This window comes from Streptomyces sp. NPDC054956, from assembly GCF_053609185.1.
The window spans coordinates 1-26,579 of sequence record NZ_JBSGXB010000031.1 but is presented as its reverse complement, the minus strand read 5'-3'; the positions used below and the strand labels follow the sequence as shown (position 1 = coordinate 26,579).

At 70.7% G+C, this 26,579-nt stretch carries 24 protein-coding genes; 8 read left to right on the top strand and 16 right to left on the bottom strand.

Going from position 1 to position 26,579, the window contains the following annotated elements; genetic code table 11:
• Nucleotides 1-108 precede the first annotated feature (108 nt).
• The 5 genes from ACWGDE_RS08775 to galU form a co-directional block, all read right to left on the bottom strand.
• A complete protein-coding gene (locus ACWGDE_RS08775; protein WP_453388282.1) occupies nucleotides 109-726 on the bottom strand; it encodes a GNAT family N-acetyltransferase in 618 nt (205 codons plus the stop codon).
• Nucleotides 727-743: 17 nt separating this feature from the next.
• Nucleotides 744-1,268: a MogA/MoaB family molybdenum cofactor biosynthesis protein gene (locus ACWGDE_RS08770; RefSeq protein ID WP_453388293.1), complete on the bottom strand. Its 525-nt coding sequence runs from the start codon at nucleotides 1,266-1,268 to the stop codon at nucleotides 744-746.
• Between the two features lie 86 nt (nucleotides 1,269-1,354).
• Complete coding sequence (moaC, locus tag ACWGDE_RS08765; protein ID WP_453388281.1) at nucleotides 1,355-1,891, bottom strand: cyclic pyranopterin monophosphate synthase MoaC; 537 nt, start codon at nucleotides 1,889-1,891, stop codon at nucleotides 1,355-1,357.
• A gap of 73 nt (nucleotides 1,892-1,964) precedes the next feature.
• On the bottom strand, nucleotides 1,965-3,320 hold the full coding sequence (glp, locus tag ACWGDE_RS08760; RefSeq protein WP_453388280.1) for a molybdotransferase-like divisome protein Glp: 1,356 nt from the start codon (nucleotides 3,318-3,320) through the stop codon (nucleotides 1,965-1,967).
• A gap of 4 nt (nucleotides 3,321-3,324) precedes the next feature.
• A complete protein-coding gene (gene galU, locus ACWGDE_RS08755; RefSeq protein WP_453388279.1) occupies nucleotides 3,325-4,227 on the bottom strand; it encodes a UTP--glucose-1-phosphate uridylyltransferase GalU in 903 nt (300 codons plus the stop codon).
• Between the two features lie 92 nt (nucleotides 4,228-4,319).
• Between galU and ACWGDE_RS08750 the strand changes: the two genes are divergently transcribed.
• On the top strand, nucleotides 4,320-4,925 hold the full coding sequence (locus tag ACWGDE_RS08750; protein ID WP_453388278.1) for a 5-formyltetrahydrofolate cyclo-ligase: 606 nt from the start codon (nucleotides 4,320-4,322) through the stop codon (nucleotides 4,923-4,925).
• A gap of 13 nt (nucleotides 4,926-4,938) precedes the next feature.
• Here the strand turns inward: ACWGDE_RS08750 and ACWGDE_RS08745 are convergent, their stop codons facing one another.
• Nucleotides 4,939-7,791 (bottom strand): penicillin acylase family protein, encoded by a 2,853-nt coding sequence (locus ACWGDE_RS08745; RefSeq protein WP_453388277.1) that lies wholly within the window; start codon nucleotides 7,789-7,791, stop codon nucleotides 4,939-4,941.
• 224 nt (nucleotides 7,792-8,015) lie between these two features.
• On the opposite strand from ACWGDE_RS08745, the gene ACWGDE_RS08740 reads away from it, so the two are divergent.
• The 7 genes from ACWGDE_RS08740 (at nucleotide 8,016) to mscL (ending at nucleotide 14,834) form a co-directional block, all read left to right on the top strand.
• Nucleotides 8,016-9,563 (top strand): potassium/proton antiporter, encoded by a 1,548-nt coding sequence (locus ACWGDE_RS08740; RefSeq protein ID WP_453388276.1) that lies wholly within the window; start codon nucleotides 8,016-8,018, stop codon nucleotides 9,561-9,563.
• 389 nt (nucleotides 9,564-9,952) lie between these two features.
• The gene (locus ACWGDE_RS08735) at nucleotides 9,953-11,299 is read left to right on the top strand and encodes an MFS transporter (protein ID WP_453388275.1); all 1,347 of its coding nucleotides are present in this window, start codon (nucleotides 9,953-9,955) and stop codon (nucleotides 11,297-11,299) included.
• 67 nt (nucleotides 11,300-11,366) lie between these two features.
• Nucleotides 11,367-11,672 (top strand): FmdB family zinc ribbon protein, encoded by a 306-nt coding sequence (locus ACWGDE_RS08730; RefSeq protein ID WP_453388274.1) that lies wholly within the window; start codon nucleotides 11,367-11,369, stop codon nucleotides 11,670-11,672.
• An 80-nt stretch (nucleotides 11,673-11,752) separates the two neighbouring features.
• Nucleotides 11,753-12,586: an S-methyl-5'-thioadenosine phosphorylase gene (locus ACWGDE_RS08725; RefSeq protein ID WP_453388273.1), complete on the top strand. Its 834-nt coding sequence runs from the start codon at nucleotides 11,753-11,755 to the stop codon at nucleotides 12,584-12,586.
• 139 nt (nucleotides 12,587-12,725) lie between these two features.
• Entirely contained in the window at nucleotides 12,726-13,439 is a 714-nt protein-coding gene (gene pyrF / locus ACWGDE_RS08720; RefSeq protein ID WP_453388272.1) for an orotidine-5'-phosphate decarboxylase, read from the top strand.
• 330 nt (nucleotides 13,440-13,769) lie between these two features.
• The gene (locus ACWGDE_RS08715; protein ID WP_453388271.1) at nucleotides 13,770-14,210 is read left to right on the top strand and encodes a hypothetical protein; all 441 of its coding nucleotides are present in this window, start codon (nucleotides 13,770-13,772) and stop codon (nucleotides 14,208-14,210) included.
• Nucleotides 14,211-14,330: 120 nt separating this feature from the next.
• The gene (gene mscL / locus ACWGDE_RS08710; RefSeq protein ID WP_453388270.1) at nucleotides 14,331-14,834 is read left to right on the top strand and encodes a large conductance mechanosensitive channel protein MscL; all 504 of its coding nucleotides are present in this window, start codon (nucleotides 14,331-14,333) and stop codon (nucleotides 14,832-14,834) included.
• Between the two features lie 13 nt (nucleotides 14,835-14,847).
• Here the strand turns inward: mscL and ACWGDE_RS08705 are convergent, their stop codons facing one another.
• The 10 genes from ACWGDE_RS08705 to ACWGDE_RS08660 all read right to left on the bottom strand — a co-directional run bounded on the left by ACWGDE_RS08705 (nucleotide 14,848) and on the right by ACWGDE_RS08660 (nucleotide 26,419).
• Complete coding sequence (locus ACWGDE_RS08705) at nucleotides 14,848-15,069, bottom strand: hypothetical protein (RefSeq protein ID WP_453388269.1); 222 nt, start codon at nucleotides 15,067-15,069, stop codon at nucleotides 14,848-14,850.
• 37 nt (nucleotides 15,070-15,106) lie between these two features.
• On the bottom strand, nucleotides 15,107-16,534 hold the full coding sequence (locus tag ACWGDE_RS08700; protein ID WP_453388268.1) for a NarK family nitrate/nitrite MFS transporter: 1,428 nt from the start codon (nucleotides 16,532-16,534) through the stop codon (nucleotides 15,107-15,109).
• Between the two features lie 2 nt (nucleotides 16,535-16,536).
• Nucleotides 16,537-16,905 carry a hypothetical protein gene (locus tag ACWGDE_RS08695; RefSeq protein WP_453388267.1) on the bottom strand — a complete coding sequence of 123 codons (369 nt, stop codon included), beginning with the start codon at nucleotides 16,903-16,905 and terminating at the stop codon, nucleotides 16,537-16,539.
• Entirely contained in the window at nucleotides 16,902-17,585 is a 684-nt protein-coding gene (locus tag ACWGDE_RS08690) for a QcrA and Rieske domain-containing protein (RefSeq protein ID WP_453388266.1), read from the bottom strand. The genes ACWGDE_RS08695 and ACWGDE_RS08690 overlap by 4 nt, the downstream gene beginning before the upstream one ends.
• A complete protein-coding gene (locus ACWGDE_RS08685; RefSeq protein ID WP_453388265.1) occupies nucleotides 17,582-18,181 on the bottom strand; it encodes a 4Fe-4S dicluster domain-containing protein in 600 nt (199 codons plus the stop codon). Before ACWGDE_RS08685 ends, ACWGDE_RS08690 begins: the two co-directional genes overlap by 4 nt.
• Before the next feature lie 6 nt (nucleotides 18,182-18,187).
• Nucleotides 18,188-20,506: a molybdopterin oxidoreductase family protein gene (locus tag ACWGDE_RS08680; RefSeq protein WP_453388264.1), complete on the bottom strand. Its 2,319-nt coding sequence runs from the start codon at nucleotides 20,504-20,506 to the stop codon at nucleotides 18,188-18,190.
• On the bottom strand, nucleotides 20,503-21,597 hold the full coding sequence (locus ACWGDE_RS08675) for an MFS transporter (RefSeq protein ID WP_453388263.1): 1,095 nt from the start codon (nucleotides 21,595-21,597) through the stop codon (nucleotides 20,503-20,505). Before ACWGDE_RS08675 ends, ACWGDE_RS08680 begins: the two co-directional genes overlap by 4 nt.
• 81 nt (nucleotides 21,598-21,678) lie before the next feature.
• Nucleotides 21,679-22,506 carry a pyruvate formate-lyase-activating protein gene (gene pflA, locus ACWGDE_RS08670; RefSeq protein WP_453388262.1) on the bottom strand — a complete coding sequence of 276 codons (828 nt, stop codon included), beginning with the start codon at nucleotides 22,504-22,506 and terminating at the stop codon, nucleotides 21,679-21,681.
• Nucleotides 22,507-22,615: 109 nt separating this feature from the next.
• Nucleotides 22,616-24,886, bottom strand: a complete 2,271-nt coding sequence (gene pflB, locus ACWGDE_RS08665; RefSeq protein WP_453388261.1) for a formate C-acetyltransferase — start codon at nucleotides 24,884-24,886, stop codon at nucleotides 22,616-22,618.
• A gap of 228 nt (nucleotides 24,887-25,114) precedes the next feature.
• Nucleotides 25,115-26,419 carry an anaerobic C4-dicarboxylate transporter family protein gene (locus tag ACWGDE_RS08660; protein ID WP_453388260.1) on the bottom strand — a complete coding sequence of 435 codons (1,305 nt, stop codon included), beginning with the start codon at nucleotides 26,417-26,419 and terminating at the stop codon, nucleotides 25,115-25,117.
• Between the last annotated feature and the right edge of the window lie 160 nt (nucleotides 26,420-26,579).

Below are 26,579 nucleotides of genomic sequence, written 5' to 3'. Positions count from 1 at the left end.
GCGTGTCGCACGATCTCGCTGATATCACGGACTTTTTTTGTGATTCTTCGGATCAGGTTATGGGCGAATCGGTCACCGGTCGAAAGAATTCGAACAGATATCGGATTACTATTGCCCGGGCGACGCGGGACCTTGCGTGTGGCGCTCCCGGTGCCAGCGGTGCAGCAGCCCCTCCCGCACCTCCTCCACCGTCAGCGCGTACACGAGGTGGTCGCGCCACGCGCCGTCGATGTGCAGATAGCGCGGCCGCAGCCCCTCCTCGCGGAAGCCGAGCTTCTCGACCACCCGCCGGCTCGGACCGTTCTCCGGCCGGATGCAGACCTCGATGCGGTGCAGTCCGACCTTCGTGAAGCAGTGGTCCACCGCCAGCGCGACCGCCGTCGGCATCACCCCGCGGCCCGCCACCTCGCGGTCCACCCAGTAGCCCACGTGGCCCGCGCACATCGAGCCCCAGGTGATCCCGGCGACCGTCAGCTGGCCCACCAGGCGCCCCTGGTACTCGATGACGAAGGGCAGCATCCGCCCCCCGTTCGCCTCCGCCCGCAGGTGGCGCACCATCTGGCGGTACGTCGGCCGCTGGACGACCGGCCCCCACGGCGCGGGCGGCGGGATCGTCGCCTCCCACGGGCGGAGCCAGTCGCGGTTGCGCCGGTTGACCTCGCGCCAGGCGGTCTGGTCCCGCAGCTTTATCGGCCGGAGCGTGACATCGCCGTCCGTCAGCACCACCGGCCAGGAGGGGCCGTTCAGCTCGGGCTCCCGGTCGGTCTCGGGTGGTCGCCGCCCCGGATCTGGTCCACGGCGTGGAGCAGTACGCGGGACAGGACCGCGATCCCGTCGCGCACCCCGCCGGTGGATCCCGGCAGGTTCACGATCAGGGTGTGCCCGGCGACGCCCGCCAGCCCCCGCGACAGGGCCGCGGTCGGCACCTTCGCCAGGGACTCGGCGCGGATGGCCTGCGGGATGCCGGGGACCTCGTAGTCCAGCACCTTGGCGGTGGCGTCCGGGGTCCGGTCGGTCGGCGAGATGCCGGTGCCGCCGGTCGTGAGGATGACGTCGTACCCCGCCGCCACGCCCTCGCGCAGGGCCGCCTCGACGGGATCCCCGTCGGGGACCACGCGCGGGCCGTCCACGGCGAAGCCGAGGGCGCGCAGTCCCTCGGCGAGCACCGGGCCGCCCTTGTCGGCGTAGACGCCCTGGGAGGCACGGTTGGAGGCGGTGACGACCAGTGCCCGGAGGGAAGGCTCCGCGGAGGGGGCCTTCGCCGTCACGTCCGTCACGTCCGCCGCGTCCGTCCCGGCCGCCCCGTCACGTGCCTCGCCACCGTGGCTGTGGACCTCGCCGCCGCGCGGGGCGTTCACGAGCGCGCCCAGTCGCCGGACTTGCCGCCCGTCTTCTCCTCGACGCGCACGTCGGTGATGACCGCGCCCTTGTCGACGGCCTTGACCATGTCGATGACGGTGAGCCCGGCGACCGCGACGGCGGTCAGCGCCTCCATCTCGACGCCCGTGCGGTCGGCGGTCTTGACGGTGGCGAGGATCTCGACGGCGTCGTCGGTGACCGAGAGGTCGACCTTCACGCCGGAGACGGCCAGCGGGTGGCACAGCGGGATCAGGTCGGGGGTCTTCTTCGCCCCCATGATCCCCGCGATCCGCGCGGTGGCCAGGGCGTCCCCCTTGGGTACGCCCTCGCCCCGCAGCAGTTCGATCACGCGCGGGGAGACGAGCACGCGCCCGCTGGCCCGCGCCGTCCGGGTGGTGACGTCCTTCTCCGAGACGTCGACCATCCGGGCCGCGCCGGCCTCGTCGATGTGCGTCAGCTTGGTGCCGGCGGCGCCGCCGGCGCTGCTCTGCTGAAGGGGTCCGGGGGTTTCCCCCCGGGAAGTCGCTGCCATATGTGCGTGCCGCTCCCGTCCGGGCCCCGCAAGGGCCTGTGTGGTGCAACACGCTACCCGCATCCGCGGGACCTCAGCCGAGCAGGACCACTTCCAGCTCGGCCCCGGGCTCCACCGAGGTGACGTCCTCCGGTACGACCATCAGGGAGTCGGCGTGCGCCAGCGCGGCGATCAGGTGCGAGCCCGCTCCGCCGACCGGGCTGACCGTGCCGCCGACGGCGTCGTACTTGCCGCGCAGGAACTGGCGGCGGCCCGCCGGGGAGCCGAGGGCCTTGTCGGCCTTGAGCACCGCGCGCACGCTCGGCCGGCTCACCTCGGAGGCGGGCAGGCCCATGAGGGCGCGGATCGCGGGGCGCACGAACAGCTCGAAGGAGACGTAGGAGGACACCGGGTTGCCGGGCAGGGCGAGCAGCGGGGTGTGGTCGGGGCCGATGGTGCCGAATCCCTGGGGCTTGCCGGGCTGCATGGCGAGCTTGCGGAAGTCGATGCCCGCGCCGTCGACATCCTCGTCCCCGGTGGAGACGGCCGTGAGGGCTTCCTTGACCACGTCGTACGCGCCGACGCTGACCCCGCCCGTGGTCACCAGCAGGTCCGCCCGGATGAGCTGGTCCTCGATGGTGGCGCGCAGGGTGTCGGCGTCGTCGGAGACGGCTCCGACCCGGTAGGCGATGGCTCCCGCGTCCCGCGCGGCGGCGGCCAGCGCGAAGCTGTTGGAGTCGTAGATCGTGCCGGCCGTCAGCGCCTCGCCGGGCTGGACCAGTTCGCTGCCGGTGGACATGACGACGACGCGCGGACGCGGCCGCACCCGTACGGTGCCCCGCCCGATGGCCGCGAGCAGCGCGATCTGCGGCGGGCCCAGGACGGTGCCCGCGGCGAGCGCGAGGTCCCCGGCCTGTACGTCGCTGCCGCGCGAGCGGACGTGTGCCCGCGCCTCGGCGGCGCGGTGGACCCGCACCTCGCCGGCCGCGCCCTCGGGGGCCTCGCTGGCGGGGGTCATCCCGGAGGCCGCGCCGCCTCCCGTACCGCCGTCGGTCCACTCGACCGGTACGACGGCTTCGGCGCCGGGCGGCAGCGGTGCGCCGGTCATGATGCGGGCGGCCTGGCCGGGGCCGACGGTCGGCAGCTCACCGCTGCCGGCCGCCACGTCCCCGATGACCGTCAGCACCGCGGGGAACTCCTCGCTCGCGCCCTGGACGTCGGCGGTCCGGACGGCGTACCCGTCCATCGAGCTGTTGTCGAAGGGCGGGAGGGCGACGGGCACGGTGACGTCCTCGACCAGGACACAGCCCTGGGCTTCCAGCAGCTGGAGCTCGATGGGCTCCAGCGGCCGGACGGTGGCGAGGACGTCCGCGAGGTGCTCGTCCACCGACCAGAGGCGCTGGTGGTCGCCGGCCGGTCGAGGATCCTGCGGTGCGTCGGGCTTGCTCAAGGTGCTACATCTCCTCCGTGACGTAACGGTGAAGCCAGGTGCGGAACTCCGGGCCCAGGTCCTCACGCTCGCACGCGAGACGGACGATGGCCCGCAGGTAGTCCCCGCGGTCCCCGGTGTCGTAGCGGCGGCCCCGGAAGACCACGCCGTGCACCGGGCCGCCGAGGGTCTCGTCGGCGGCAAGCTTCTGCAGGGCGTCGGTGAGCTGGATCTCTCCGCCGCGGCCCGGCTCGGTCTCACGCAGTATGCCGAAGACCGCGGGGTTGAGGACATAGCGGCCGATCACCGCGAAATTGCTGGGCGCGTCCGCGGCGTCCGGCTTCTCGACGAGGCCGGTGATGCGGACCACGTCGTCCTCGTCCGTGGTCTCGATGGCGGCGCAGCCGTAGAGGTGCACCTGGGCCGGGTCCACCTCCATCAGCGCGACGACGCTGCCGCCGGTGCGCTGCTGGATCTCGCACATCTGGCGCAGCAGCGGGTCGCGCGGGTCGATGAGGTCGTCACCGAGGAGGACGGCGAAGGGCTCGTCGCCGACGTGCGGCTCGGCGCACAGCACGGCGTGGCCGAGGCCGCGCGGGTCGCCCTGGCGGACGTAGTGCATGGTGGCCAGGTCGCTGGATTCCTGGACCTTCTTCAGCCGGTCGTCGTCGCCCTTGGCGATGAGGGCGGACTCCAGCTCGTAGTTGCGGTCGAAGTGGTCTTCGAGAGCGCGCTTGTTGCGACCCGTGATCATGAGAACGTCGTCGAGTCCGGCCGAGACGGCCTCTTCGACGACGTACTGAATGGCCGGCTTGTCCACAACCGGGAGCATTTCCTTCGGCGTCGCCTTGGTTGCGGGAAGGAAGCGAGTGCCAAGACCCGCGGCCGGGATGACGGCCTTCTTGATCACGGGGTGCAACTGAGTCATGGGCCGAACAATAGTCGCTCCCGGATGGCCCAAAGCCAGGTTCAGGTGAATATGTTCAAATTTGCACTACCAGAGAAGGAGACCAGCCACTCGTGGTAGCGAACCAGCCTCCGCAGGCCAAGACGGACCTGCGCCGCGAACTCCTCGCGGCCCGCCGCGCCTTGTCCGCCGAAGCCCTGCGCGCGGCGGCCGGCGCCCTTTCCCGCTCCGCGACCGGACTGCCCGAACTGGCCGGCGCGCGGACCGTCGCGGCGTACGTCTCGGTCGGCGCCGAGCCCGGAACCCGCGAACTCCTCGACGCGCTGCGGGCCTCCGGCAAGCGCGTGCTGCTGCCCGTCCTGCTGCCCGACAACGACCTCGACTGGGCGGCGTACGAGGGCCCGGAAAGCCTGGCCGAGGCCGCGCACCCCGGGAAGATGAAGCTCCTGGAGCCCGCCGGCCCGCGCCTGGGCCCGGACGCGGTGACCGGCGCCGACGCCGTACTGCTGCCCGGACTCGCCGTGGACCGGCGCGGGATGCGGCTGGGACGGGGCGGAGGCTCGTACGACCGGGTGCTGGAGCGGCTGGAGCGCGCCGGGGCGCATCCCGCGCTCGTGGTGCTCCTCTACGACGACGAGGTGGTCGCGCGGGTCCCGGAGGAGCCGCACGACCACCCCGTTCAGGCGGTGGCCACCCCGTCGGGGGTGGTGCGCTTCTGAAGACTCGGCGCCGTCAGGGCGTCAGCTTCAGGGTGTCGACCGTGGCCCTGTCCACGGCCTCCTTGCCGAAGGCCCAGTCCAGCAGCTCGCCCTTGGCCCACAGGGTCGTCTGGTCCGTGTAGTTGTCGTGGTACGCGTGCCCCGAGGCGCCCGTCAGGTTGATCCAGCGGGACTTGTCGAGGTCGTTGAGGTTCACGACCATCCGCATCGACGGCACCCAGGTGACCCCGTACCCGCTGGAGGCGTTCCAGCCGGTCGCGTTGACGGTGGCCTCGCCGCCGCCCAGGTTCCACGGGCCGCGGTTGAGGAGCCACTGGAGGTAGCCCGGGCCTTCGGTGCCGATCGTCTGGTTCTTCAGCATCAGCTGGTGCAGCCGGCCCCAGCTCCAGGTCGACTGGTCCTTGCCGAGCTTGGCGGTCAGCTCCCAGCGCGCGTCCTTCATGGCCCGCGCGAAGAGCTGGTCGCGGGTGGTGGTGGCCGGGGTGTTGCGGCCGGCGGCCGGCGCCTGCCACCACTTGGACTTCTCGTCCTTGACCAGGCGGCGGACCACCTCGAACCAGCGGTCGCCGCCGTCCGGCTGCGCCGAGTCGGAATCGCGCGTACCGCATTCGCGGACCATCTTGGCGAGGTCGTCGGCCGGGCCGGTCGTCTGCTCGGGAACGTTCATGCAGCTGCCCTCGACGCGCAGCTCCTTGGGCATCTTGTCGCCGAAGGCCAGCTTGAGGATGTTGCGCCAGACGGCGTTGAAGTACGCGGCGGCCGCCGAGTCGGGCTCCTGGGTGTAGTTCCAGCCCTCCAGCAGCTTCTGCGCGGCGCGCACGTCCGGGTCCGAGACGTCGATCTTGGCCAGCATCGGGGTCAGCAGCGCCGCGATCTCGCTGCTGTTGTCCATCTGCATGGTGCGCATGTCGTCGGTGGAGATCTTGCCGTTGTCCTTGATCTTCGCCTCGATGAGGTCGTTGATCCGCTGGCTGCGGGCGCCGTAGCCCCAGTCCGTCGTCAGCAGGTACGGGTACTTGCCGGCGCCGGTGCCGCTCTCCACGACCGCCTGGTTGGCGGTGACGATGTAGCCGCGGGCCGGGTTGAGGTCGTAGGGCATCTCGTCCTGCGGGATCCAGCCCGCGGCCGAGTCCTTGGTGCCCTTCCACGCGTACTTCGAGTCCCAGCCGGGGGCCGGCATGGAGCCGTCGGCGCCGCCGCCGCGGATCGGGATGCGGCCCGGGGCCTGGTAGCCGATGTTGCCGTTCGCGCCCTTGTTGTCGGCGTAGATCAGGTTCTGGGAGGGGACCTCGAAATCGCGGGCCGCCGCGCGGAAGCTGTTGAAGTCCCTGGCCCGGTCGATCTTGAAGACGGCGTCCATCGACTTGCCGGGGTCCAGGGCGGTCCAGCGCAGGGCGACGCCGTATCCGTTGCCCCGGTCGGGCGCGGAGCTGGCGACGGGGGCGCGGGCGCCGACCGTGGTGATCTCGGTGCTGCGGTCGGAGATCAGCGGGCCGTTGTTGGTGCTGCGGACCGTGATCTTCTTCTCACCGCCGCCGGCGATCTTGATGACCTCTTCGCGGGTGGTGAAGGGGAGCACCTTGTTGTCGTAGACGTAGCCCTCGGGCCGGACCTGCTCCAGGTAGAGGTCGGTGACGTCGGCACCGAGGTTGGTCATGCCCCAGGCGATGTCGGCGTTGTGGCCGATGACCACGCCGGGCATGCCGGAGAAGGTGTAGCCGGCCACGTCGTACTGGCACTGGGCCGAGACGGTGCGGCAGTGCAGGCCCATCTGGTACCAGACCGAGGGCAGCTGCGGGGAGAGGTGCGGGTCGTTCGCGAGCAGCGGCTTGCCGGTGGTCGTGTACTTGCCCGAGACGACCCAGGAGTTCGAGCCGATGCCGCTGCCGGCGGGGCCGAGGATCGCGGGGATCTGGTCCAGGGTGTCGGCCAGCGCGCTCAGCTGCGTGCGCAGGCCCACGGTCGCGCCCTGGGCGGTGGCGTTGCCGGCCAGGCCGGTCTGGCCGCCCGGGCCGTTCTGGCCGGTGGCCGCGGAGGTCTGGGAGCCCGTGGCGGCGCCCTGGCCGCCCGGTCCGCCGGCCGGCGCGGAGCCGGAGCCCGGGGACTGCGGGGCGTACTTGCCGCCCGCCACCGAGCCGCCCTCGACGATCGGCTTGTTCCGGTCGAAGGGGTACTGCGGGTAGAGGTCGCCGATCTCCTGCTGCGAGAGCTTGCCCGTCATCAGAGCACGGTCGATCTCGTCCTGCATGTTGCCGCGCAGGTCCCAGGCCATCGCCTTGAGCCAGGCCACGGAGTCGACCGGGGTCCACTGCTCGGGCTGGTAGTCGTCGCTGAGCTCGAGGGCGGCGTGCTCGACGGAGAGGTCCTTGCCGGACTTCCCCTTCAGGTACGCGTTGACCCCGTCGGCGTAGGCCTGGAGGTACTTCTTGGTCTCCGGCGAGAGCTTCTTGTCGTACTCCTCCTGCGCGACCTGGCGCCAGCCGAGGGTGCGCAGGAAGGCGTCGGTCTCCACCTGGCCGGCGCCGAACATCTCCGAGAGCCGCCCGGAGGTCATGTGCCGGCGGACGTCCATCTCCCAGAACCGGTCCTGCGCGTGCACGAAGCCCTGCGCCCGGAAGAGGTCGTCGTCGTTGTCGGCGTACAGCTGGGGGATTCCGTTGGCATCGCGCTTGACGTCCACGGTCCCGGTCAGGCCGGGCACCTTGAGGGAGCCGGTGGTCTGCGGGAACGAGGCGCGCACGCTGTCCACGCTCCAGTACGCCCCGTACCCGAGGCCCGCGACGAGCGCCAGGACCAGAACGAGCACGATCAGACGGGCGCGTCGTCCCTTCTTCTTGACGGAAGGGGCGGTTTCGTTGGCGGGCATCGCTGTCCTTAGAGGGGCAGGGTGGTCCTGGGAGTGCTGGGAGCAACCATAGGCGCAGGACCGGCTTCGTTGATCCGCCAGGGGTCGAGGTCATGAGGACAGAGCCCCGCGGGCGTTTCACAATGTGGCTATCGAGTAAAGGGCGCGTCAAAGATTAGGTAAGGTAACGAAGTACTTGCCGTCCGTGCCCGTGCCGGAACGATCCGTCAGTCCGACGGCCGTCGTTGCGCCATCGCCAGGCACGTCGAGGAAAGGGCCGCCCGCTGACTGTCCACACGCTCAATGAGCTTCTGCTGGTCTGCTCGCTCGTGCTGCTCGTCGCGGTTGCGGCGGTACGCGTCTCCTCGCGCAGCGGACTCCCCAGCCTGCTCATTTACCTCGGCATAGGCATCGCGATAGGCCAGGACGGGATCGGCAACGTCGTCTTCGACAACGCCGAGCTGACCCAGGTCATCGGCTATGCCGCACTCGTCGTGATCCTCGCCGAGGGTGGTCTGGGCACCAAGTGGAAAGAGATCAAGCCGGCCCTGCCGGCCGCGATCGTGCTGTCGCTGGTCGGCGTCGCCGTCAGCGTGAGCGTGACCGCCGCCGGAGCGCACTACCTGGTCGGGCTGGAATGGCGCCAGGCCCTGCTGATCGGCGCGGTCGTCTCCTCGACCGACGCGGCGGCCGTCTTCTCCGTCCTGCGCAAGGTCCCGCTCCCCTCCCGGGTGACGGGCGTCCTGGAGGCCGAGTCGGGCTTCAACGACGCCCCGGTCGTGATCCTGGTCGTGGCCTTCGCGACCGTCGGACCGGTCGACGAGTGGTACGTCCTCATAGGCAAGATCGCCCTGGAGCTGACGATCGGCGCCGCGATCGGCCTCGCGGTGGGCTTCCTCGGCTCGTACGGGCTGCGGCACGTGGCCCTGCCCGCCTCCGGTCTCTACCCGATCGCGGTCATGGCGATCGCCATCACGGCGTACGCGGCCGGCGCGATGGCACACGGCTCCGGCTTCCTCGCGGTGTACCTGGCGGCGATGATCCTCGGCAACGCGAAGCTGCCGCACTGGCCGGCCACCCGCGGGTTCGCGGACGGGCTCGGCTGGATCGCCCAGATCGGCATGTTCGTCCTGCTCGGCCTGCTGGTGACCCCGCACGAGCTGGTCCACGACTTCTGGCCGGCGGTGATCATCGGGCTGGTGCTGACGATGGTGGCGCGGCCGCTGGAGGTATTCGTCTCGCTGCTGCCGTTCCGGCTGCCCTGGCAGGAGCAGGCCCTGATGTCGTGGGCGGGCCTGCGCGGCGCCGTGCCCATCATCCTGGCGACCATCCCGATGGTGTCCGGGATCGAGGGCAGCGAGCGCGTCTTCAACATCGTCTTCGTCCTCGTCGTCGTCTACACCCTGGTGCAGGGCCCGACGCTGCCGTGGCTCGCGCGCAAGCTGAAGCTCGGCGACACCGACGAGGCCGCTTCCGACCTGGGGATCGAGTCGGCGCCGCTGGAGAAGCTGCGCGGACACCTGCTGTCCTTCGCGATCCCGCCGGCCTCGCGGATGCACGGCGTGGAGGTGAGCGAGCTGCGGCTGCCGCCGGGGGCCTCCGTGACGCTGGTCGTCCGGGACGCGAAGAGCTTCGTACCGGCGCCGTCGACCGTGCTGCGGCGCGGGGACGAGCTGCTGGTGGTGGCCACGGACCCGGTGCGGGACGCGGCCGAGGCGCGGCTGCGGGCGGTGGCCCGGGGCGGCAAGCTGGCGGGGTGGCTGGGGACCGGCGAAGGGCCTCCGGCGCGCTAGTGGAGGACGGCCCGAAAGTTAGAGCGCTGCTCTAACTTTCACCATTTTCGATGGCATATGCCCGCTTTCGCCCCCATTTAGAGGGGACCTGAATGCGAAGTTCCAGTTAATCGCAGGTGAAGACACGCCCTGTAGCCCTAATCACAGGGCGCGGATACCGATCCACCTGTACGATAAAGGCACAACACATCGAACCAACTCTGCCTGACGCAGAGCTGGCGCGACCGCAAAGCGGCCGTGGCACCCTCCCGCAGTGGGCGCCCAGGTATCACTCGGTTCGGCGCAAGAGGACAGCTCTCGGGGCTCCCACATGTACGGGTGCGACCGCCCACAAAGCGGTGCATCGTCCGCAGACGGGGAGTTCTACCAGGCAGCGGAAAGGCCAGGCCGTGACATCCGCGGTCACGACCGACAAGTCCGCCCGCCCCGGCTACGGGCAGCTCCTGCGCACGCCCGGCGCCCTCGGCTTCGTTCTCCCGGGATTCGCCGCTCGGCTCCCCTTCGGCATGCTGACGATCAGCATCCTGCTCCTCGTCCAGCACACCACCGGTTCCTACGGCAGCGCCGGCATCGTCGCCGCCGTCACCGGCATCTCCATGGCCGTGTTCGCCCCGGTCATGGGCAAGCTCATCGACCGCCACGGCCAGAGCGCCGTACTGGTCCCGGTGGCCCTCACGCACGCCACCGCCGTCAGCTCCCTGGTGGCGTTCGCGCTGCTGGGCGCGCCCGTCTGGGCGCTCGCACTGGCGGCCGTCCCCGCCGGTGCATCCGTCCCGCAGGTCGGACCCATGGTCCGGTCCCGCTGGGCGGTCAAGCTCGAGGGCTCCCCGCTGCTGCCCACGGCCGCCGCGTTCGAGTCCGTCACCGACGAGTTCACCTTCGTCGTCGGCCCCGTGCTGGCCACCGCGCTGTGCACCGGGGTCAACCCGGCGGCCGGTCTGGTCACCGAGGCCGCGCTGACCCTGATCGGCGGCCTGCTCTTCGCCGCACAGCGCGCCACGCAGCCCCAGCCCGTCGCCCGCCCGGCGCACGGTGAGAAGCACGCCTCGGCCCTGTCGTTCCACGGCCTGCGCGTCCTGATCGTCGCCTTCATCGGCATCGGCGCCGTCTTCGGCGGCATGCAGGTCTCGCTCGCCGCGTTCTCCGAGGAGATCGGCAACCCCGGGGCCAACGGTCTGCTCTACGGCGTCTTCGCCGCGGGCAACATGATCGCCGGCATCGCCTGCGGCGCCATCGCCTGGAAGATCGGCCCGCGCCGTCGCCTGATCCTCGGCTACGTCGGTCTCACCGCGGCCGCCTCGGTCCTGTGGGCCGCCGACTCGATGATCCTGCTGGGCGCGCTCGGCCTGGTCGTCGGCCTGTGCATCGCCCCCGCGCTGATCACCGGCTACACCATGATCGAGCAGCTGATCCCGGCCGCCTCGCGGACCGAGGCCTTCACCTGGCTCACCGGAGCGGTCGCCTTCGGGCAGGCCGGCGCCGTGACCCTGGCCGGCCGTCTGACGGACGCCCACGGGTCCTCGTACGGCTTCCTCGTGCCGCTGGTGGCCACCGCGCTCGCGCTGACCATCCTGCTGGCGCTGCGTGCGAAGCTGGCCCCGAAGGCCCCGAGCCGCATCGTCAGCTCGTCCAAGCCGGCTGCCGTCCGGGCCGCCGCCCCTGCCGCCTCGAAGGCACCCTCCGCGGGTGTGAACGAGCGTGGTCTGGGTCACCGCGTGCCGGTGACGGTGGACTGATCCGCCGGAATACGCCACCATGGAGCGTCGTTAGCACTCATAGAGCCAGAGTGCCAGGAGGAAATTCGTGCCGACCTACCAGTACCAGTGCACCGAGTGCGGTGAGGGCCTTGAGGCCGTGCAGAAGTTCACCGATGACGCGCTGACCGTGTGCCCGAACTGTGACGGACGCCTGAAGAAGGTGTTCTCCGCGGTCGGCATCGTGTTCAAGGGTTCCGGTTTCTACCGGAACGACAGCCGCGGCGCTTCGTCGAGCAGCACCCCTGCCTCGAAGCCGTCGACGCCTGCCGCCACCCCGGCCGCGTCGTCGTCCTCTTCGGCGTCCTCGACCACGACCTCTTCTTCGTCGTCGTCGAGCACCTCGGCCGCCTGACCCGACCGACAGCTTCATCGAAGGCCCTGCCGTCCTTGCCGACGGCGGGGCCTTCGGCACGCCCGGATAGGCTGGGCCGCATGGCGAATGCAGAGATCGGTGTCATCGGCGGATCGGGCTTCTACTCCTTCCTGGAGGACGTGTCCGAGATCCAGGTGGAGACGCCCTACGGGCCTCCCAGCGACTCCCTGTACCTCGGCGAGCTGGCCGGCCGGACCGTGGCGTTCCTGCCGAGGCACGGCCGGAGCCACACGGTTCCCCCGCACAAGATCAACTACCGGGCCAACCTGTGGGCCCTGCGCTCGGTCGGCGTCCGCCAGGTCCTGGGCCCGTGCGCGGTCGGCGGCCTGCGCCCCGAGTACGGCCCGGGCACGCTGCTCGTCCCCGACCAGCTGGTCGACCGTACGAAGTCCCGCGCCCAGACCTACTTCGACGGCGAGCCCCTGCCCGACGGCTCGGTCCCGAACGTCGTGCACACCACCTTCGCCGACCCGTACTGCCCGGTGGGCCGGTCCGTGGCGCTGGCGGCGGCGCGCGGGCGGGAGTGGGAGCCGGTGGACGGCGGCACCATGGTCGTCATCGAGGGGCCGCGCTTCTCGACGCGCGCCGAGTCCCGGTGGCACGCGGCGGCCGGCTGGTCGGTGGTCGGCATGACCGGACACCCCGAGGCCGTCCTCGCCCGCGAGCTGGGCCTCTGCTACACCTCGATGGCGCTGGTCACGGACCTGGACGCGGGCGCCGAGGCGGGCGAGGGGGTCTCCCACACCGAGGTCCTGAAGGTCTTCGGCGAGAACGTCGGCCGGCTCCGCGAGGTCCTCTTCGACGCGGTGGCCGCCCTGCCCCCGACGGAGTCCCGCGCCTGCCTGTGCACCCACGCGCACGACGGCTGGGACCTGGGGATCGAGCTGCCGTAGGCGGGTGGCCCGGATTTCCTGGGCCTGCGCGGGGTCCGGGCCTGCGCGGGGTCCAGGCCTGCGCGGGGTCCGGGCCTGCGCGGGGTCCGATCCCGGCCCCGGCGGTCCGCCCGGGCGGCCGGGTCCGGACACTGGCGGGATGGACACCCCTGCCGGTCACCGGATCATCGTCGCCCTCGACTTCGACAACGCCGCCGACGCCCGGGCCCTCGTAGCGCGCCTCGGGGGCACCTGCGGCTCCTACAAGATCGGCCTGGAGCTCCTGACCGCCGCCGGGCCGGACCTCGTGCGCGAGCTCGTCGGCCAGGGCCACGACGTCTTCCTCGACCTGAAGCTCTTCGAGATCCCGAACTCCGTGGCGGGCGCCGTCCGCGCCGCCGGCTCACTGGGCGCCTCCATGGTCACCGTCCACTCCATGGGCGGTACGGGGATCATGGCGGCGGCGGTAGAGGCCGCGCGGGAGTTCCCGGGGCTGCGGGTGCTCGCGCTGACGGTGGTCACGAGCATGACCGGGAGCGACTTGGCCGACATCGGCATCGGTGCGGACCCCGACGCGCAGGTGCTGCGGCTGGCCCGGCTGGCGGCGGATGCCGGGTGCGACGGGGTGATCGCCTCGCCCCGGGAAGCGGGGCCGCTGCGCGGCCTGTTGGGGCCCGGCCCGCTGATCGTCACACCGGGCGTGACGCTGCCGGACGACGGGCTGCCCGGCGGGGAGGCGGGCGGTCACGCCCGCGCCGGGACCCCGGCGGCGGCGTTCGGGGCCGGTGCCTCGCACATCGTGGTCGGCCGGTCGGTGACCCGGGCCCCGGATCCGGTGGACGCGCTGCGGCGGATCGCGGCCGATCGCGGCTGATCACCGCCGATCGCGGCGGGCGGTAACTCCTGGGGGTGACGGCGATATCCACAGGCTGGGGATCATCCACAGGCCCGGGCGGGAGTCGGCGGGGCGGTGGATCGTGAGGGGTGTCCGGGCGCTGGGTCCGGGCATCGGATCCCTCTCCGTCTGGTGGTGGCCGTCATGACCGCGAAGTCCCGTACCCCTTCCAGCCTTTCCCACCCTTCCCGCCCTTCGTCCGACTTCCACGCGCACACCCACACCCCCGCCCGCCCCTCCCCCGTCCCTCGTCCCCATTCCGCCACGTGTCCCCCCGCGCGCCCCGTTCCCCCCTTCCCCCCGCTTCGCGTGGGGCGGGGCGGGGACCGGCTGCGCAGGGCCGTACGGCGCCGGCGGCGCGGTGGAGCGGCCGGACTGGCCGTCGCCGCGGCCCTGCTGGCGGTGGGCGGAACCGAGGCGCAGGCCTCACGGGGCGCGGCTCCGCCCGCGGCACGGAGCGCCCGGGCGGCTCCCCCGGCGGCGGTGCGGATGGTCTCCGCGCCGGTGCGCATCGCGGACGCGGCGACGGTGCGCCTGCTGCGACCCGGCGACCGGGTGGACGTGGTCGCGGCGGAGCGCGGCGGGCCGCCCCGTGTGGTGGCGGCGGGGGCCCGAGTTGCCGAAGTACCCGATTCCGAGAAGGGTGTTGGGGACGGTGGGGCCCTGGTGGTGCTGTCCGTGCCCCGGGAAACCGCGCGGGATCTCGTGGGGGCGGGCACTGTGTCCCGACTGGCGGTGACGCTGTGTTGAATCGCACAGACGCGCAGTCAAGTCACCTCGAGGTGGGCGTCGATTGGACACGCCGGGCCCGGACTGCCGTAGCTTTCGGAACCGTTGGCTCCATGTTCTGTAGATGCGAAGAAAGGCTCAGTGGTGAGCGAGAAGAAGAAGGAGAGCGTCCTGGCGGGCTTCAAGGCCTTCCTGATGCGCGGCAACGTGGTCGACCTGGCGGTGGCCGTGGTCATCGGTGCCGCGTTCACGAACATCGTGAACTCCGTGGTGAAGGGCCTGATCAGCCCGGTGATCGGCCTCGTCGGTACGCAGAGCCTGGACGCCTACAAGACCTGCATCAAGGATCCCTGCACGACCGGCGCGGACGGCAAGACGACGGGCGTGGAGCTCCTCTGGGGCTCGGTGCTGAACGCGGCACTCACCTTCCTGATCACTGCGGCGGTCGTCTACTTCCTGATGGTCCTGCCGATGGCGAAGTACCTCGCCAAGGTCGAGCAGCGCCGCAGGGCGAAGGAAGGCGTCCAGGAGACCATGGAGATCACCGAGCTGGTGGTCCTCAAGGAGATCCGCGACGAGCTGATCGCCCAGCGGGGCGCGAACGGCGGTGGCGCCGGGGCGCCGGGGTCGCGCGGCGGCTACTGACCGCTCCGCGGGCTCAGACGTGGTGCGGCGGCTTCTCGTCGAGGAAGCGGGCCAGGTCGGCCGCGCTTCCGCCGGCGGGCGGCCGTTCGCCCCAGCCCCGGTCGGTGTCGTCCGAGGACTGCTGGTCCAGCGGGTCGTCGAAGACCAGCCGCGGCTTCGGCTTCGCGGGCCGCGCCCCCTCCGGGGCCGGTGCGTCCTGCGGGTCCTGCGGTGCGGTGGCGGGGGCGTCGCTCATGCCTCCAGGGTACGGCCGTCCCCGCCACCGGCCCCGCTCAGCTGGGAGCCTCGGCGCCCTTGCGGGCGTAGAACCACCAGCACACCACCAGGCAGGTGGCGTAGAAGCCGATGAAGATCCACAGTGCGTTGGTGACGGCCATGGCCGCGAACATCGCGGGGATGAAGAAGAAGCCGTAGGCGGCGATGGCCGAGGAGAAGCCGGTGACGGCACCCGCCTCCATCTCCGACTGCTTCAGCGCCGCGGCCCGCACCTCGGGGCTCTGGCCCTCGACCTGCTTCATGTGCTGGTCCCGGAAGATCACCGGAATCTGCCGGAAGGTGGAGCCGTTGCCCAGGCCGGAGAAGGCGAAGGCCACCAGGAAGCCGATGAAGAAGGCCCAGAAGCTGCCCTGGTCGCCGCCGGACGGCAGCGCGAAGATCACCACGACCAGGGCGGCGGCCATGCCGACGAACGAGAGCATGGTGACCCTGGCGCCGCCGATCTTGTCGGAGAGCCAGCCGCCTCCCCAGCGCATGATCGCGCCGACGAAGGGGCCGATCCACGCATAGGTGGTGGCCTGGTAGCCCTGCGCCTCGAAGTTGTTCTTGATCAGCAGCGGCAGGCCGGCCGCGAACCCGATGAAGGACCCGAAGGTGCCGACGTAGAGCCAGGTCATCAGCCAGTTGTGCTTGCGCTTGAAGATGATCTTCTGCTGGCTGAAGGGGGCCGCGGCCACCTTCAGGTCGTTCATCAGGAACCACGCGAGCAGGGCCATGATGACCAGCAGCGGCACCCACAGGAAGGCGCCGTTCTGGAGCCAGATGTCGGTGTTCTTCTTGGCGTCGTGCTGCGGTCCGCCCGCCGGGGCGCCCAGCACGGCCGCCGTGACCACCAGCGGGGCGATCAGCTGGACCACGCTGACGCCGAGGTTGCCGAGACCGCCGTTGAGGCCGTTGGCGCTGCCCTTCTCCCGCTTGGGGAAGAAGAAGCCGATGTTCGCCATCGAGGAGGCGAAGTTCGCGCCGCCGATCCCGCAGACGGCCGCGATCAGCGCCAGCTCCCAGTACGGGGTCCCGGTGTCCTGGAGCGCGAAGCCCAGCCACAGCATCGGCACGACCAGGATGATCGTGCTGAAGGCGGTGAACTTCCGCTCGCCGAAGATCGGCCCGATGAAGGTGTACAGGATCCGGAAGGTGCCGCCGGTGATCCCGGGGATGGCGGTCAGCCAGAACAGCTGCGACTTCGAGAAGCCGAAGCCGACGTCGTTCAGCTTGACCACGGTCACCGACCAGACCTGCCAGACCACGAAGCCGAGCATCAGCGCCGGGATCGAGACCCAGAGGTTGCGCTGGGCCACCCGGCGCCCGGTGGACTGCCAGAAGCCCTCGTCCTCGGGCCGCCAGTCACCGATGGTGGCGCCCGGCTTGTAGGTCTCCATGCGGTGCGAACGCACCGCGGGCGGGGTGGGCGTGGGTATCGACATGGTCATCGGTCCTTCGGGTCGAGGAGCCACAGTCCGATCACTACGAGGAAGGAGAGGATCAGGAATCCCGCTCCCCACCAGGCCGTGCCGGTGTTGCCCTTCATCCACTCGTTGACGGTCACGGTCAGCGCCCAGAGCTGCCCGATCACGACCGTGAGGGCCAGGGCCAGACGCGCGTTGAGCTTCGAGGAGCGCTCGGGTTCCTGCTCGGTGCCGGCTCCGGGGCCCGGACCCGTGTGGCGGATCCGGGGGTCCCCGTAGCCGCTGGTGGAGCGGATCTGGGGGTACCTCTCGTGCACCGGGCGGTTGAGGCGGGGCTCGGCGCTGCCCGGGTGGTACTCCGGGCGGGGAGGCAGGGGCGTGTCACTCATGTGGGCCTCCGTTCGGGGGCTCCGGCGCGGGCCGTCCCGGGGCAGCCCAAGCCGGCGGCTTCCTCGGGGTGCTTGTCGCCGAACTGCCGGCAGAGCGCTTCCTTGGCCGGCTCTCCCGACCGGGCGGTGGCGACGGCCCAGACGCTGCCGTCGCCCTGCTCGATCAGGAGGATCCTGGGCAGCGGGCGCGGCGGAGGACCGGCCGTCACCTCGCCGGTGCGGGCGTCGAAGACGCCCTCGTGGCAGGGGCAGTACAGCTCGCCGTCGGCGCCCCGGTCCTCGCGCCAGAGCACTCCGCAGGCCAGGTGGGTGCAGACGGCGGAGTAGCCCACGAGCGAGCCGTCGGCCAGCCGCACGGCCAGCGCCCGGTCGTCCTCGCCGGGGAAGCGGAAGGCCACGGACTTGCCGGGGGCGAGCTCGTCGCTGATCTTCTTGGGCGCGGGCAGGGCCTCGCTGTCGCCGTGCCGGTGCAGGATGCCGGCGGCGACGCCGACACCGCCGATGGCCAGGCCGCCGGAGACGGTGGCGACGATCCGCAGGTAGTCGCGGCGGGTGGTGAGGGAGTCGGCGCTGATCCGGTCGCGCAGCTGCTCGACCGCGGCGTCGGCGGCCGCGCCGTCGGCCGGGTTGCCGTCGCCCCGGGGGCCTGGGTGCGGAGGGGGCTGTTCGGTGACGCTCATCGGACGTCCCTTCCGTTGATCTCGACGACGGGCAGGCCGCCGGGGACCGGCCACTGGACCTTGTCGGCGGGGACGACCATGGCCACGCCGGTCTGGACGACGACGTCTCCGAAGACGAAGGAGTCGGCGACCTGGACCCCGGGGCGCTCCGCCTGGAGCTCCTCGAGGGTTCCGTAGAAGAGGGCTCCGGTCGGGCAGACGGTCGCGCACATCGGGGCGAGGCCGTAGGCGGTGCGGTCGTAGCAGAGGTTGCACTTCATCTGCAGCTTCGCCTGGAGGTCGATCTTCGGGATGCCGAAGGGGCAGGCGTTGACGCAGTTCGAGCAGCCGATGCAGCGGGTGGTGTCGGCCTGCTGGACCACTCCGTCGGCGGTCACCAGGATCGCGTCGGCGGGGCAGACCTCGGCGCAGGGCGCGACGGGGTCCTCGCAGTGCATGCAGACGCTCGGAAGGGAGGCGACGGAAATGCCGGGGTCGGTGTAGTCCAGGTGGATCATCGATTTGCCGCGGTGCGAATCGCATTCGCGGCAGGCCGAGACGCAGGCCTGGCAGCCGATGCAGCGACCCGGGTCGATGAAGATCGTGCGGCCCATCATGGCGGGTCAGCTCCTCTCCGCCGTGCCGCGTCCCTGCGGGGACGTGGGGGGCAGGGGGTCGGTGCGGGAGACCTGGGTCTCCGGGTAGGCCTCGTGGCCCGGTGCGGTGGGCGGCGCGGGGACCTCGTCGACCCGCTCGGCGGCCTCGATGCGGGCCGCGCAGACCTTGTACTCGGGGATCTTCGAGCGGGGGTCGAGGGCGTCGATGGTCAGGGCGTTCGCGGCCGTCGGGACGGGCCAGTGGTACGGGATGAAGACGGTGTCGGGGCGGATGGCCTCGGTGACCAGGGCCGGGAACACCTCGCTGCCGCGGCGGGTGACCACCCGTACCGGGTCTCCGTTGGCGAAGCCGTGCGAGGGGTGGACCTCCACCCAGGGGCGGGGGGTCTGCTCGACGAGGGCGCCCAGGCGGCGGGTCTGGTTGCCGGAGAGGAAGTGCGCGACGGTGCGGCCGGTGGTGAGGGAGAGGGGGAACTCCTCGGTGTAGGCGTCCATGGGCGGATGCCATTCCACGACCTGCATGTGGATCTTGCCGTCGGGGTGGTAGGTCCGGCCGTCCTCGAACAGCCGGGGGGTTCCCGGGTGCTCGGTGGAGGGGCAGGGCCAGGCGATCCCGCCGGTCTCGTCGAGCCGGTCGTAGGTGATCCCGTAGTAGTCGTTGACGGTGCCGGCGGAGGCCACGCGCAGTTCCTCGAACACCTCGCGGGAGCCGGGGAACTCGAAGTGCTTCCCGGCGCCCAGGCGCCTGGCGAGCTCGCAGATGACCCAGGTGTCGGTGCGCACCCCCGCGGGGGGTTCCTGGGCCTTGTTGTGCTTGACCACGCGGGCCTCGGCGTTGGCCATCACGCCCTCGTCCTCGGCCCAGGTGGTGACGGGGAAGACGACGTGGGCGTTGGCCGCCGTCTCGGAGAGGAAGAAGTCGAACTGGGCGTGGAACTCGGCGGTGTCGTAGCCGTCCTTGACCACCGCGTAGTTGGGCAGGGAGACGAAGGGGTTGTTGCAGATGCCGATGAGCCCCCGGATCTCCCTGCGCTGCATCTGCCAGACCATCTCCATCATGGAGGTGCCGGCGCCGGGGAGTTCGGACTCCTCGATGCCCCAGATCCGGCAGATCTGCTTGCGGTGCTCCGGGTTGGTGATGGAGCGCCCGCCGGGCAGCAGGTCGGACTTCTGTCCGTGTTCGCGGCCGCCCTGACCGTTGCCCTGGCCGGTGATGGTGCCGTAACCGGCGCCGGGCTTGCCGATGTGGCCGGTGGCCACGCACAGGTTGATGACGGACAGGCAGTTCTCGACGCCCTGGGAGTGGTGTTCGATGCCCCGGGCGTGCCAGGCCATGGCCTTGTCCGCACCGGCGAAGACGCGCGCCACCTGGACGATCTGGGCGGCAGGGACCCCGCAGATCTCCGCGGAACGGGCGGGCGGGTACTCGGCGACGGTCTTCTTGACCTCGTCCCAGCCGGTGGTGTGCGCGGCGATGTAGGCCTCGTCGGTGAGGCCTTCGGCGATGACCACGTTCAGCACGGCGTTGAAGAAGGCGGAGTCGGTACCGGGCTTGATCGCGACGTGGATGTCGGCGGTGCGGGCGATGGCCGTCTCGCGCGGGTCGATCACGATCAGCGAGGCCCCGCGGTCCCGCGCGCCCCACAGGTACTGGGTCATCACGGGGAAGCACTCCCCCACGTTCGACCCGGCGATGAGCAGGCAGTCGGTGAGGAGGATGTCGGAGAAGGGGTTGCCGGCCCGGTCGATGCCGAAGGCGAGCTTGTTGGCGCCGGCGGCGCTGACCATGCACAGGCGGCCGTTGTAGTCGACGTGCTTGGTCTTGAGAGCGACGCGGGCGAACTTGCCGACCAGGTAGGTCTTCTCGGAGAACAGGCTGGCTCCGCCGAGCAGCCCGAAGGCGTCGTTGCCGTGGGCCTCCTGGATGCGGCGGATCTCGGAGACCGTGAAGTCCAGGGCCTCGTCCCAGGAGACCTCCTCGAACTCCTCGTCGCGCGAGCGCCGCATCAGCGGGGCGGTCAGCCGGTCGGGGTGGTTGACCTGCTGGTAGGCGTTGATGCCCTTGGGGCACAGCCGCATCCGGTTGATGTCGTGGTTGCGGGGCTCGACGCCGAAGACCTTGCCGCCCTTGTCGACGCGCAGGTACATCCCGCACTGCACGCCGCAGAAGCAGCAGTGGGTGGGGACGAGGGTCTCGCCGTTCTGGTCGGCGTGCCACTTGTCGGCGGGGATGCCGCCGGCGTCGCGGAAGTTGCGGGTGCCGGGCGGGGCGATGGAGGGGTCGAGGGGCAGCGGGGCCGCCTTGGCGGGGTCCGTCGCGGTCACTTGAAGCCCTTCTTGACGTGCGAGAGGTAGGCGTTGCCGCGCAGCACCCGCTTGCACCGCGGGCAGTATTCGACGAAGGCGTTGAAGTCGAGCTCGAGGTCCTGCATGGTGCCGCGCAGGTTCTCCACGTACGGCGTGGTGTCGATGGGTTCCGCGCAGCGCTTGCAGAGGAAGACCTGGTCGTCCTGGCGGGCCGTGTACTTGAAGAGCTGCATGCCGACGGCGGCCGGGCGCTGGACGATGTGGAAGAACTTCCCGAACGGGATGTAGATGAGGGTGAACACCACCGACACCATGTGCAGGATCGCGAGGAACTCGTATCCGCCGCCGTGCAGGAAGATCGAGGAGAAGGTCAGCAGCAGACCGGTCACCGAGATCACGATCAGGCAGAGCAGCGGGAGCATGTCGTAGGCGAAGCGCTGGCCGGTCATGGCCCCGCGGTCCTTCATCCGCCGCCACAGGAAGTACGAGGCTCCGGGGATGACGAGGACCGCGGCGATGTCCAGGCCGTGGAACATCAGCCAGCCCAGGATGTTCAGGGAGTCGAAGCCGAGGACCTTGATGCCCCAGATCCGCATCTCGTACCCGGGGCCGGTCGCGCTGTCCCCGGTGAAGGTGAACCAGCCCCAGGTCAGCGGGAAGGTGATCGCCGCGGCGAGGAGGCAGCCCCAGAACATCAGCTGGTGGGCGATCCAGCGGGAACGGGAGCGGGCGCCCAGGAACTTCTGGAAGCCGAGGTAGGTGGCGATCATCTTCGGCAGGGCGGTGGGTGCCTTGCGGAAGTTCTCGGCCGAGAAGAAGCTGCCGAAGCCCTTCTTGAAGAGCCGGCGCGCGCCGGGGGCCGAGACCCACACCGTGTACCGGTAGGCGACGCCGAAGGCCAGGAAGACGGTGGCGACGGCGTACGGCAGCAGGGCGGAGTCGAAGTCCCTCAGCAGCCGGCTGCCGAGCACGATGGCGAGGATGAGGAGGAGCGAGACGACGGTGCCGGCCAGGGTGGCCCGTGCGGCGACGGACCGCCCGGCCGGCGGCGGGGTCTCGGGCGCCGGTGGAGGCGGCGCGGCGTCGATGACATCTGAGGGCTCGGACACAGCACCACGCTAGGTGGTCTGTACCGATTCGGCCCGTTATGCCGAGTTCATCGGTGCGCCGTACGGGTGACAGCCCGCGACTCAGACCGCGTTCAGCCCGTGCGCGGCGAAGACCGCCTTCACCTCGGCGACCTGCCCGGCGGTCGGCGCCGGGGTGTCGTGGAGCGTGAAGTTCATGTCCAGGGCCTGCCACTTGCCCTCGCCCAGCTTGTGGAAGGGCAGTACGTCGACCCGCGAGACGTTGCCGAGGGTGCCCGCGAAGGCGGCGACGCCCTCGACGTTCTCCCTGGCGTCGGTCAGCCCGGGCACCAGCACGAAGCGCAGGTGCACCTCCTTGCCGAGGTCGGCGAGGCGGCGGGCGAAGTCCAGGGTCGGCTGCAGGGGGCGGCCGGTCACCTTCTTGTACGTCTCCCGGTCCCAGGACTTGATGTCGAGCAGGACCAGGTCCACGTCGCGCAGCAGCGCGTCGGTGGCGCGGACCCCGAGGAAGCCGGAGGTGTCCAGGGCGGTGTGCAGCCCGAGGTCGTTCTTCATCCGGTGCAGCAGTTCGCCCGCGAAGACGGGCTGGAGCAGCGGCTCGCCGCCCGAGACGGTGGCGCCGCCGCCGGACGCGGAGATGAACTTCGTGTACTTGGCGGCTTCGGCGATGACGTCGTCGGCCGAGGTCCGCTTGCCGTTGCGCATCTTCCACGTGTCGGGGTTGTGGCAGTACAGGCAGGTCAGCGGGCAGCCGGACAGGAAGGTGACGAACCGGGTCCCGGGGCCGTCGACCCCGGTGGACAGGTCCCAGGAGTGCACCGTGCCCTCGCTCGGCCGCTTCGTCGCGGCGGCGGCGGGCGTCTGGCCCGCGCTCACGCTGACGGCGTTGGCGTGGCCGACGGGAAGGCTCGTACCGAACAGGACGGTCATGGCAGGTGCTCCAGCTTCCAGATTCCGTGGACTGATCTGGTGACGCGCGGTCCCGGGGCCGGGTGAGGGCCGGCCCCGGGCCGCGCGGTCCGTGGGTCTCTCGACGGGGTCAGAGAGAGCCGTGGAAGGTGCGGTTCAGCACGTCGAGCTGCTGAGCGCGCGTGAGGCGGACGAAGTTCACCGCGTAGCCGCTGACGCGGATGGTCAGCTGCGGGTAGTTCTCCGGGTGCTCCATGGCGTCCATGAGCGTGTCGCGGTTGAGCACGTTCACGTTCATATGGAAGCCGTCGACCGCCATGTAACCGTCGAGGACGCCCGCCAGGTTCTTGATCCGCTCCTCGGGGGTGCGGCCCAGGCCGTCGGGAGTGACGGTGTTGGTCAGCGAGATGCCGTCCTCGGCGTCCTCGTACGGGAGCTTCGCGACCGACAGCGCCGAGGTGACGTAGCCGTGGGTGTCGCGGCCGTTCATCGGGTTGGCGCCCGGGGAGAACGGCTCGCCGGCGCGGCGTCCGTCCGGCGTGTTGCCGGTCTTCTTGCCGTAGACGACGTTGGAGGTGATCGTCAGCACCGACTGGGTGTGCTCGGAGTTGCGGTAGGTCGGGTGCTTGCGCACCTTCTTCATGAACTCCTCGACGAGCCAGACGGCGATCGAGTCGACGCGGTCGTCGTTGTTGCCGTAGGCCGGGTAGTCGCCCTCGATGGTGTAGTCGGTGGCGAGGCCGGTCTCGTCGCGGTGCGCGGTGACCTTGGCGTACTTGATGGCGGCCAGCGAGTCGGCGGCGACCGAGAGGCCGGCGATGCCGCAGGCCATGGTGCGGCGCACGTCGCGGTCGTGGAGCGCCATCTCGATGCGCTCGTACGCGTACTTGTCGTGCATGTAGTGGATGACGTTCAGGGCGTGGACGTAGGTGTCGGCGAGCCACTCCATCTGCTCGTCGAACTTGACCATGACCTGGTCGTAGTCCAGGACGTCCGAGGTGATCGCACCGGTGGACGGGCCGACCTGGGCGCCGGACTTCTCGTCGCGGCCGCCGTTGATCGCGTAGAGCAGGGTCTTGGCGAGGTTCACGCGGGCGCCGAAGAACTGCATCTGCTTGCCGACCGGCATGGCCGAGACGCAGCAGGCGATGGCGGTGTCGTCGCCGAAGCGCGGGCGCATCAGCTCGTCGGACTCGTACTGCACCGAGGAGGTGTCGATCGAGACCCGGGCGCAGAACTCCTTGAAGCCCTGCGGCAGCTGCGGCGACCAGAAGACCGTCATGTTCGGCTCGGGGGCCGGGCCGAGGTTGTAGAGGGTGTGCAGGTAGCGGAAGGAGGTCTTGGTGACCAGCGGACGGCCGTCCTCGCCCATGCCGGCGATCGACTCGGTGACCCAGGTGGGGTCGCCCGAGAACAGCTCGTCGTACTCCGGGGTGCGCAGGAAGCGGACGATGCGGAGCTTGATGATGAAGTCGTCGACCAGCTCCTGGGCCTGCTCCTCGGTGAGGATGCCGGCCTCGATGTCGCGCTGGAGGTAGACGTCGATGAAGGTGGAGGTGCGGCCCAGCGACATGGCCGCGCCGTTCTGCTCCTTCACGGCGGCCAGGTACGCGAAGTACAGCCACTGGATGGCCTCGCGGCCGGTCTTGGCCGGGCCGGAGATGTCGTACCCGTAGGAGGCGGCCATCGCCTTGAGTTCGGCGAGGGCGCGGATCTGCTCGGAGAGCTCCTCGCGCAGGCGGATCGTCTCCTCCAGCGAACGGTTGCCCGCGGGGAGGGAGTTGATCTCCTCCTTCTCCTCCTTCTTGAAGGCGATGAGGCGGTCGACACCGTAGAGCGACACGCGGCGGTAGTCGCCGATGATGCGGCCGCGGCCGTACGCGTCCGGCAGGCCGGTCACGATGCCGGCCTTGCGGGCGGCGCGGATGTCGGGGGTGTACGCGTCGAAGACACCGGCGTTGTGGGTCTTGCGGTACTCGGTGAAGACCTTCTCCAGGTCGTCGGAGACCGGGTAACCGTAGGTCTCCAGGGCGCCGGCGACCATGCGCCAGCCGCCGTACGGCATGATCGCGCGCTTGAGCGGGGCGTCCGTCTGGAGGCCGACGATCAGGTCCTTGTCGCGGTCGATCCAGCCGGGGGCGTGTGCGGTGATCGACGAGGGGATGTCGTACGCGACGTCGTAGACGCCCTTCTCGCGCTCCTCCGGGAACTTGTCCGTGATCGCCTTCCACACGGCGGTGGTGCGCTCGGTGGGGCCGGCGAGGAAGGTGTCGTCACCCTCGTACGGCGTGTAGTTCTGCTGGATGAAGTCGCGGACGTCGATGGCGTCGCGCCACAGACCGCCCTTGAAGCCCTCCCAGGCCTCGCCGTTCTTCGTGGTTTCCGCAGGGGTGGCAGTCATCGCCCGCACCTTCCGAGTCGCCTCATTGCTTGCTTCCATTGCACGCCTTTTGATCGATCATTTGGCGCCGCGTTGGTCCTGAGCTGGGGCCCGAAAGTCCCATGATCCCCAGACCCAAGGGTGGCCCATCCCGGCTGACCTGGCATTTCGAGTGGGGCGAAGGTCCTTCGTGCGCTTGTGAAAACTTTCACAAGAATCTCCGGAAAGTCGGGAGAAGAGGTCAGCCGGTCAGACAATCCGAACCAGAGCGAAGCCTGTGGATACCGCGACGCACGTCGTGATCAGACCCGGCAGCATGAAGGAGTGGTTGACGACGAAGCGGCCGACGCGGGTGGTGCCGGTCCTGTCGAAGTTGATCGCCGCGATGAAGGTGCCGTAGGTGGGGAGGAGGAAATAGCCGTTCACGGCGGGCCACATCGCGATGAGGAGGGGGGCCGGGATACCGAGGGCGAGCCCGAGGGGCATCAACGCCTTGGTGGTCGTGGCCTGACTGAACAGCAACGCGGAGAGGAGCAGCAGCATGACCGCGAAGAACCAGGGGTGGCCCTGCGCGACCCCGCCGAGCGCGCCGGTGATCCTGGCCTCGTTCGCACCGATGAAGGACAGCCCCAGCCACGACAGCCCGAAGACGCCGATGACGGCGACCAGCCCGGACCTGGCCACGTCCGTGCCCGGTATCCGCTTGGCGTCGACCTTGCACAGCAGCAGGATCAGCGCGGCCACGGCCATCATCAGGATCTCGATGGTGGCGGGCATCGACAGCGGACCCTTGCCCGTGTCCGGGCGCAGACCCGGGAAGAGCCCGCTCAGCACGACGGCGACGGTCCCGCCCAGGAAGAGGTACGCCGACCAGCGCGCCCGCGGCGGCAGCGCCGGGGCGGCTCCGGCCGGGGCGGGGGCCTCGATCTCGCCGGCGGCCAGGCGGCGCAGGTACTCGGCGTCCTGCCCGAGCTCCTTGCCGATCCGGGACTGCACGGTGGCCGCGACGATCACGCCGAGCAGCGTGGACGGCACGGCGACGGCCATGATCCTCGGCAGGTTCCAGCCGTCTCCGTCGAACATCACGATCATGGCGGCCATGGCGGCGGAGACGGGCGAGGCGGTGATACCGAAGGTGGCCGCGATGGAGGAGACGGCGATGGGCCGCTCCGGGCGGACACCGCCTTCGCGGGCCACGTCGTGGATGACGGGGAGCAGGGGGTAGAAGACGTGCGCCGTGCCGGCGCCCAGGGTGAAGGCCCATGACACGAGGGGAGCCACGTAGACCACGCGGCTGGGCTTGCGGCGGATCGCCTTCTCGGCGAGCCCGACGAGGTAGTCGATGCCGCCCGCGGCCTCCATCGCGGAGGCGGCCATGATCACCGCGAGGATGATCAGCATGACGTCGACGATGCCCGAGGTGTCGGCGGGGACGACCCCGAAGAACGTCGCGAGCACGAACACCCCGACGGCCCCCCAGAGCCCCATGGCGACCCCGCCCTTGCGGGACCCTAGAGCGATGGCCGCCACCATGACGGCCAACTGCAGGAACATGCCGAGCACTGGCGTGGCCTTTCAGTCTGAACGAGCGACCCCGCACCGGGGCAAAATCCAGCCCCGCCGGCGTTCGAGGCGCGGGGTCCGGGGCGGAGCCCCGGGACGCCCGGGCGCAGCCGGGTGCCGCGCGCGCAGCGGCCCCCCACCCCACCCGGGC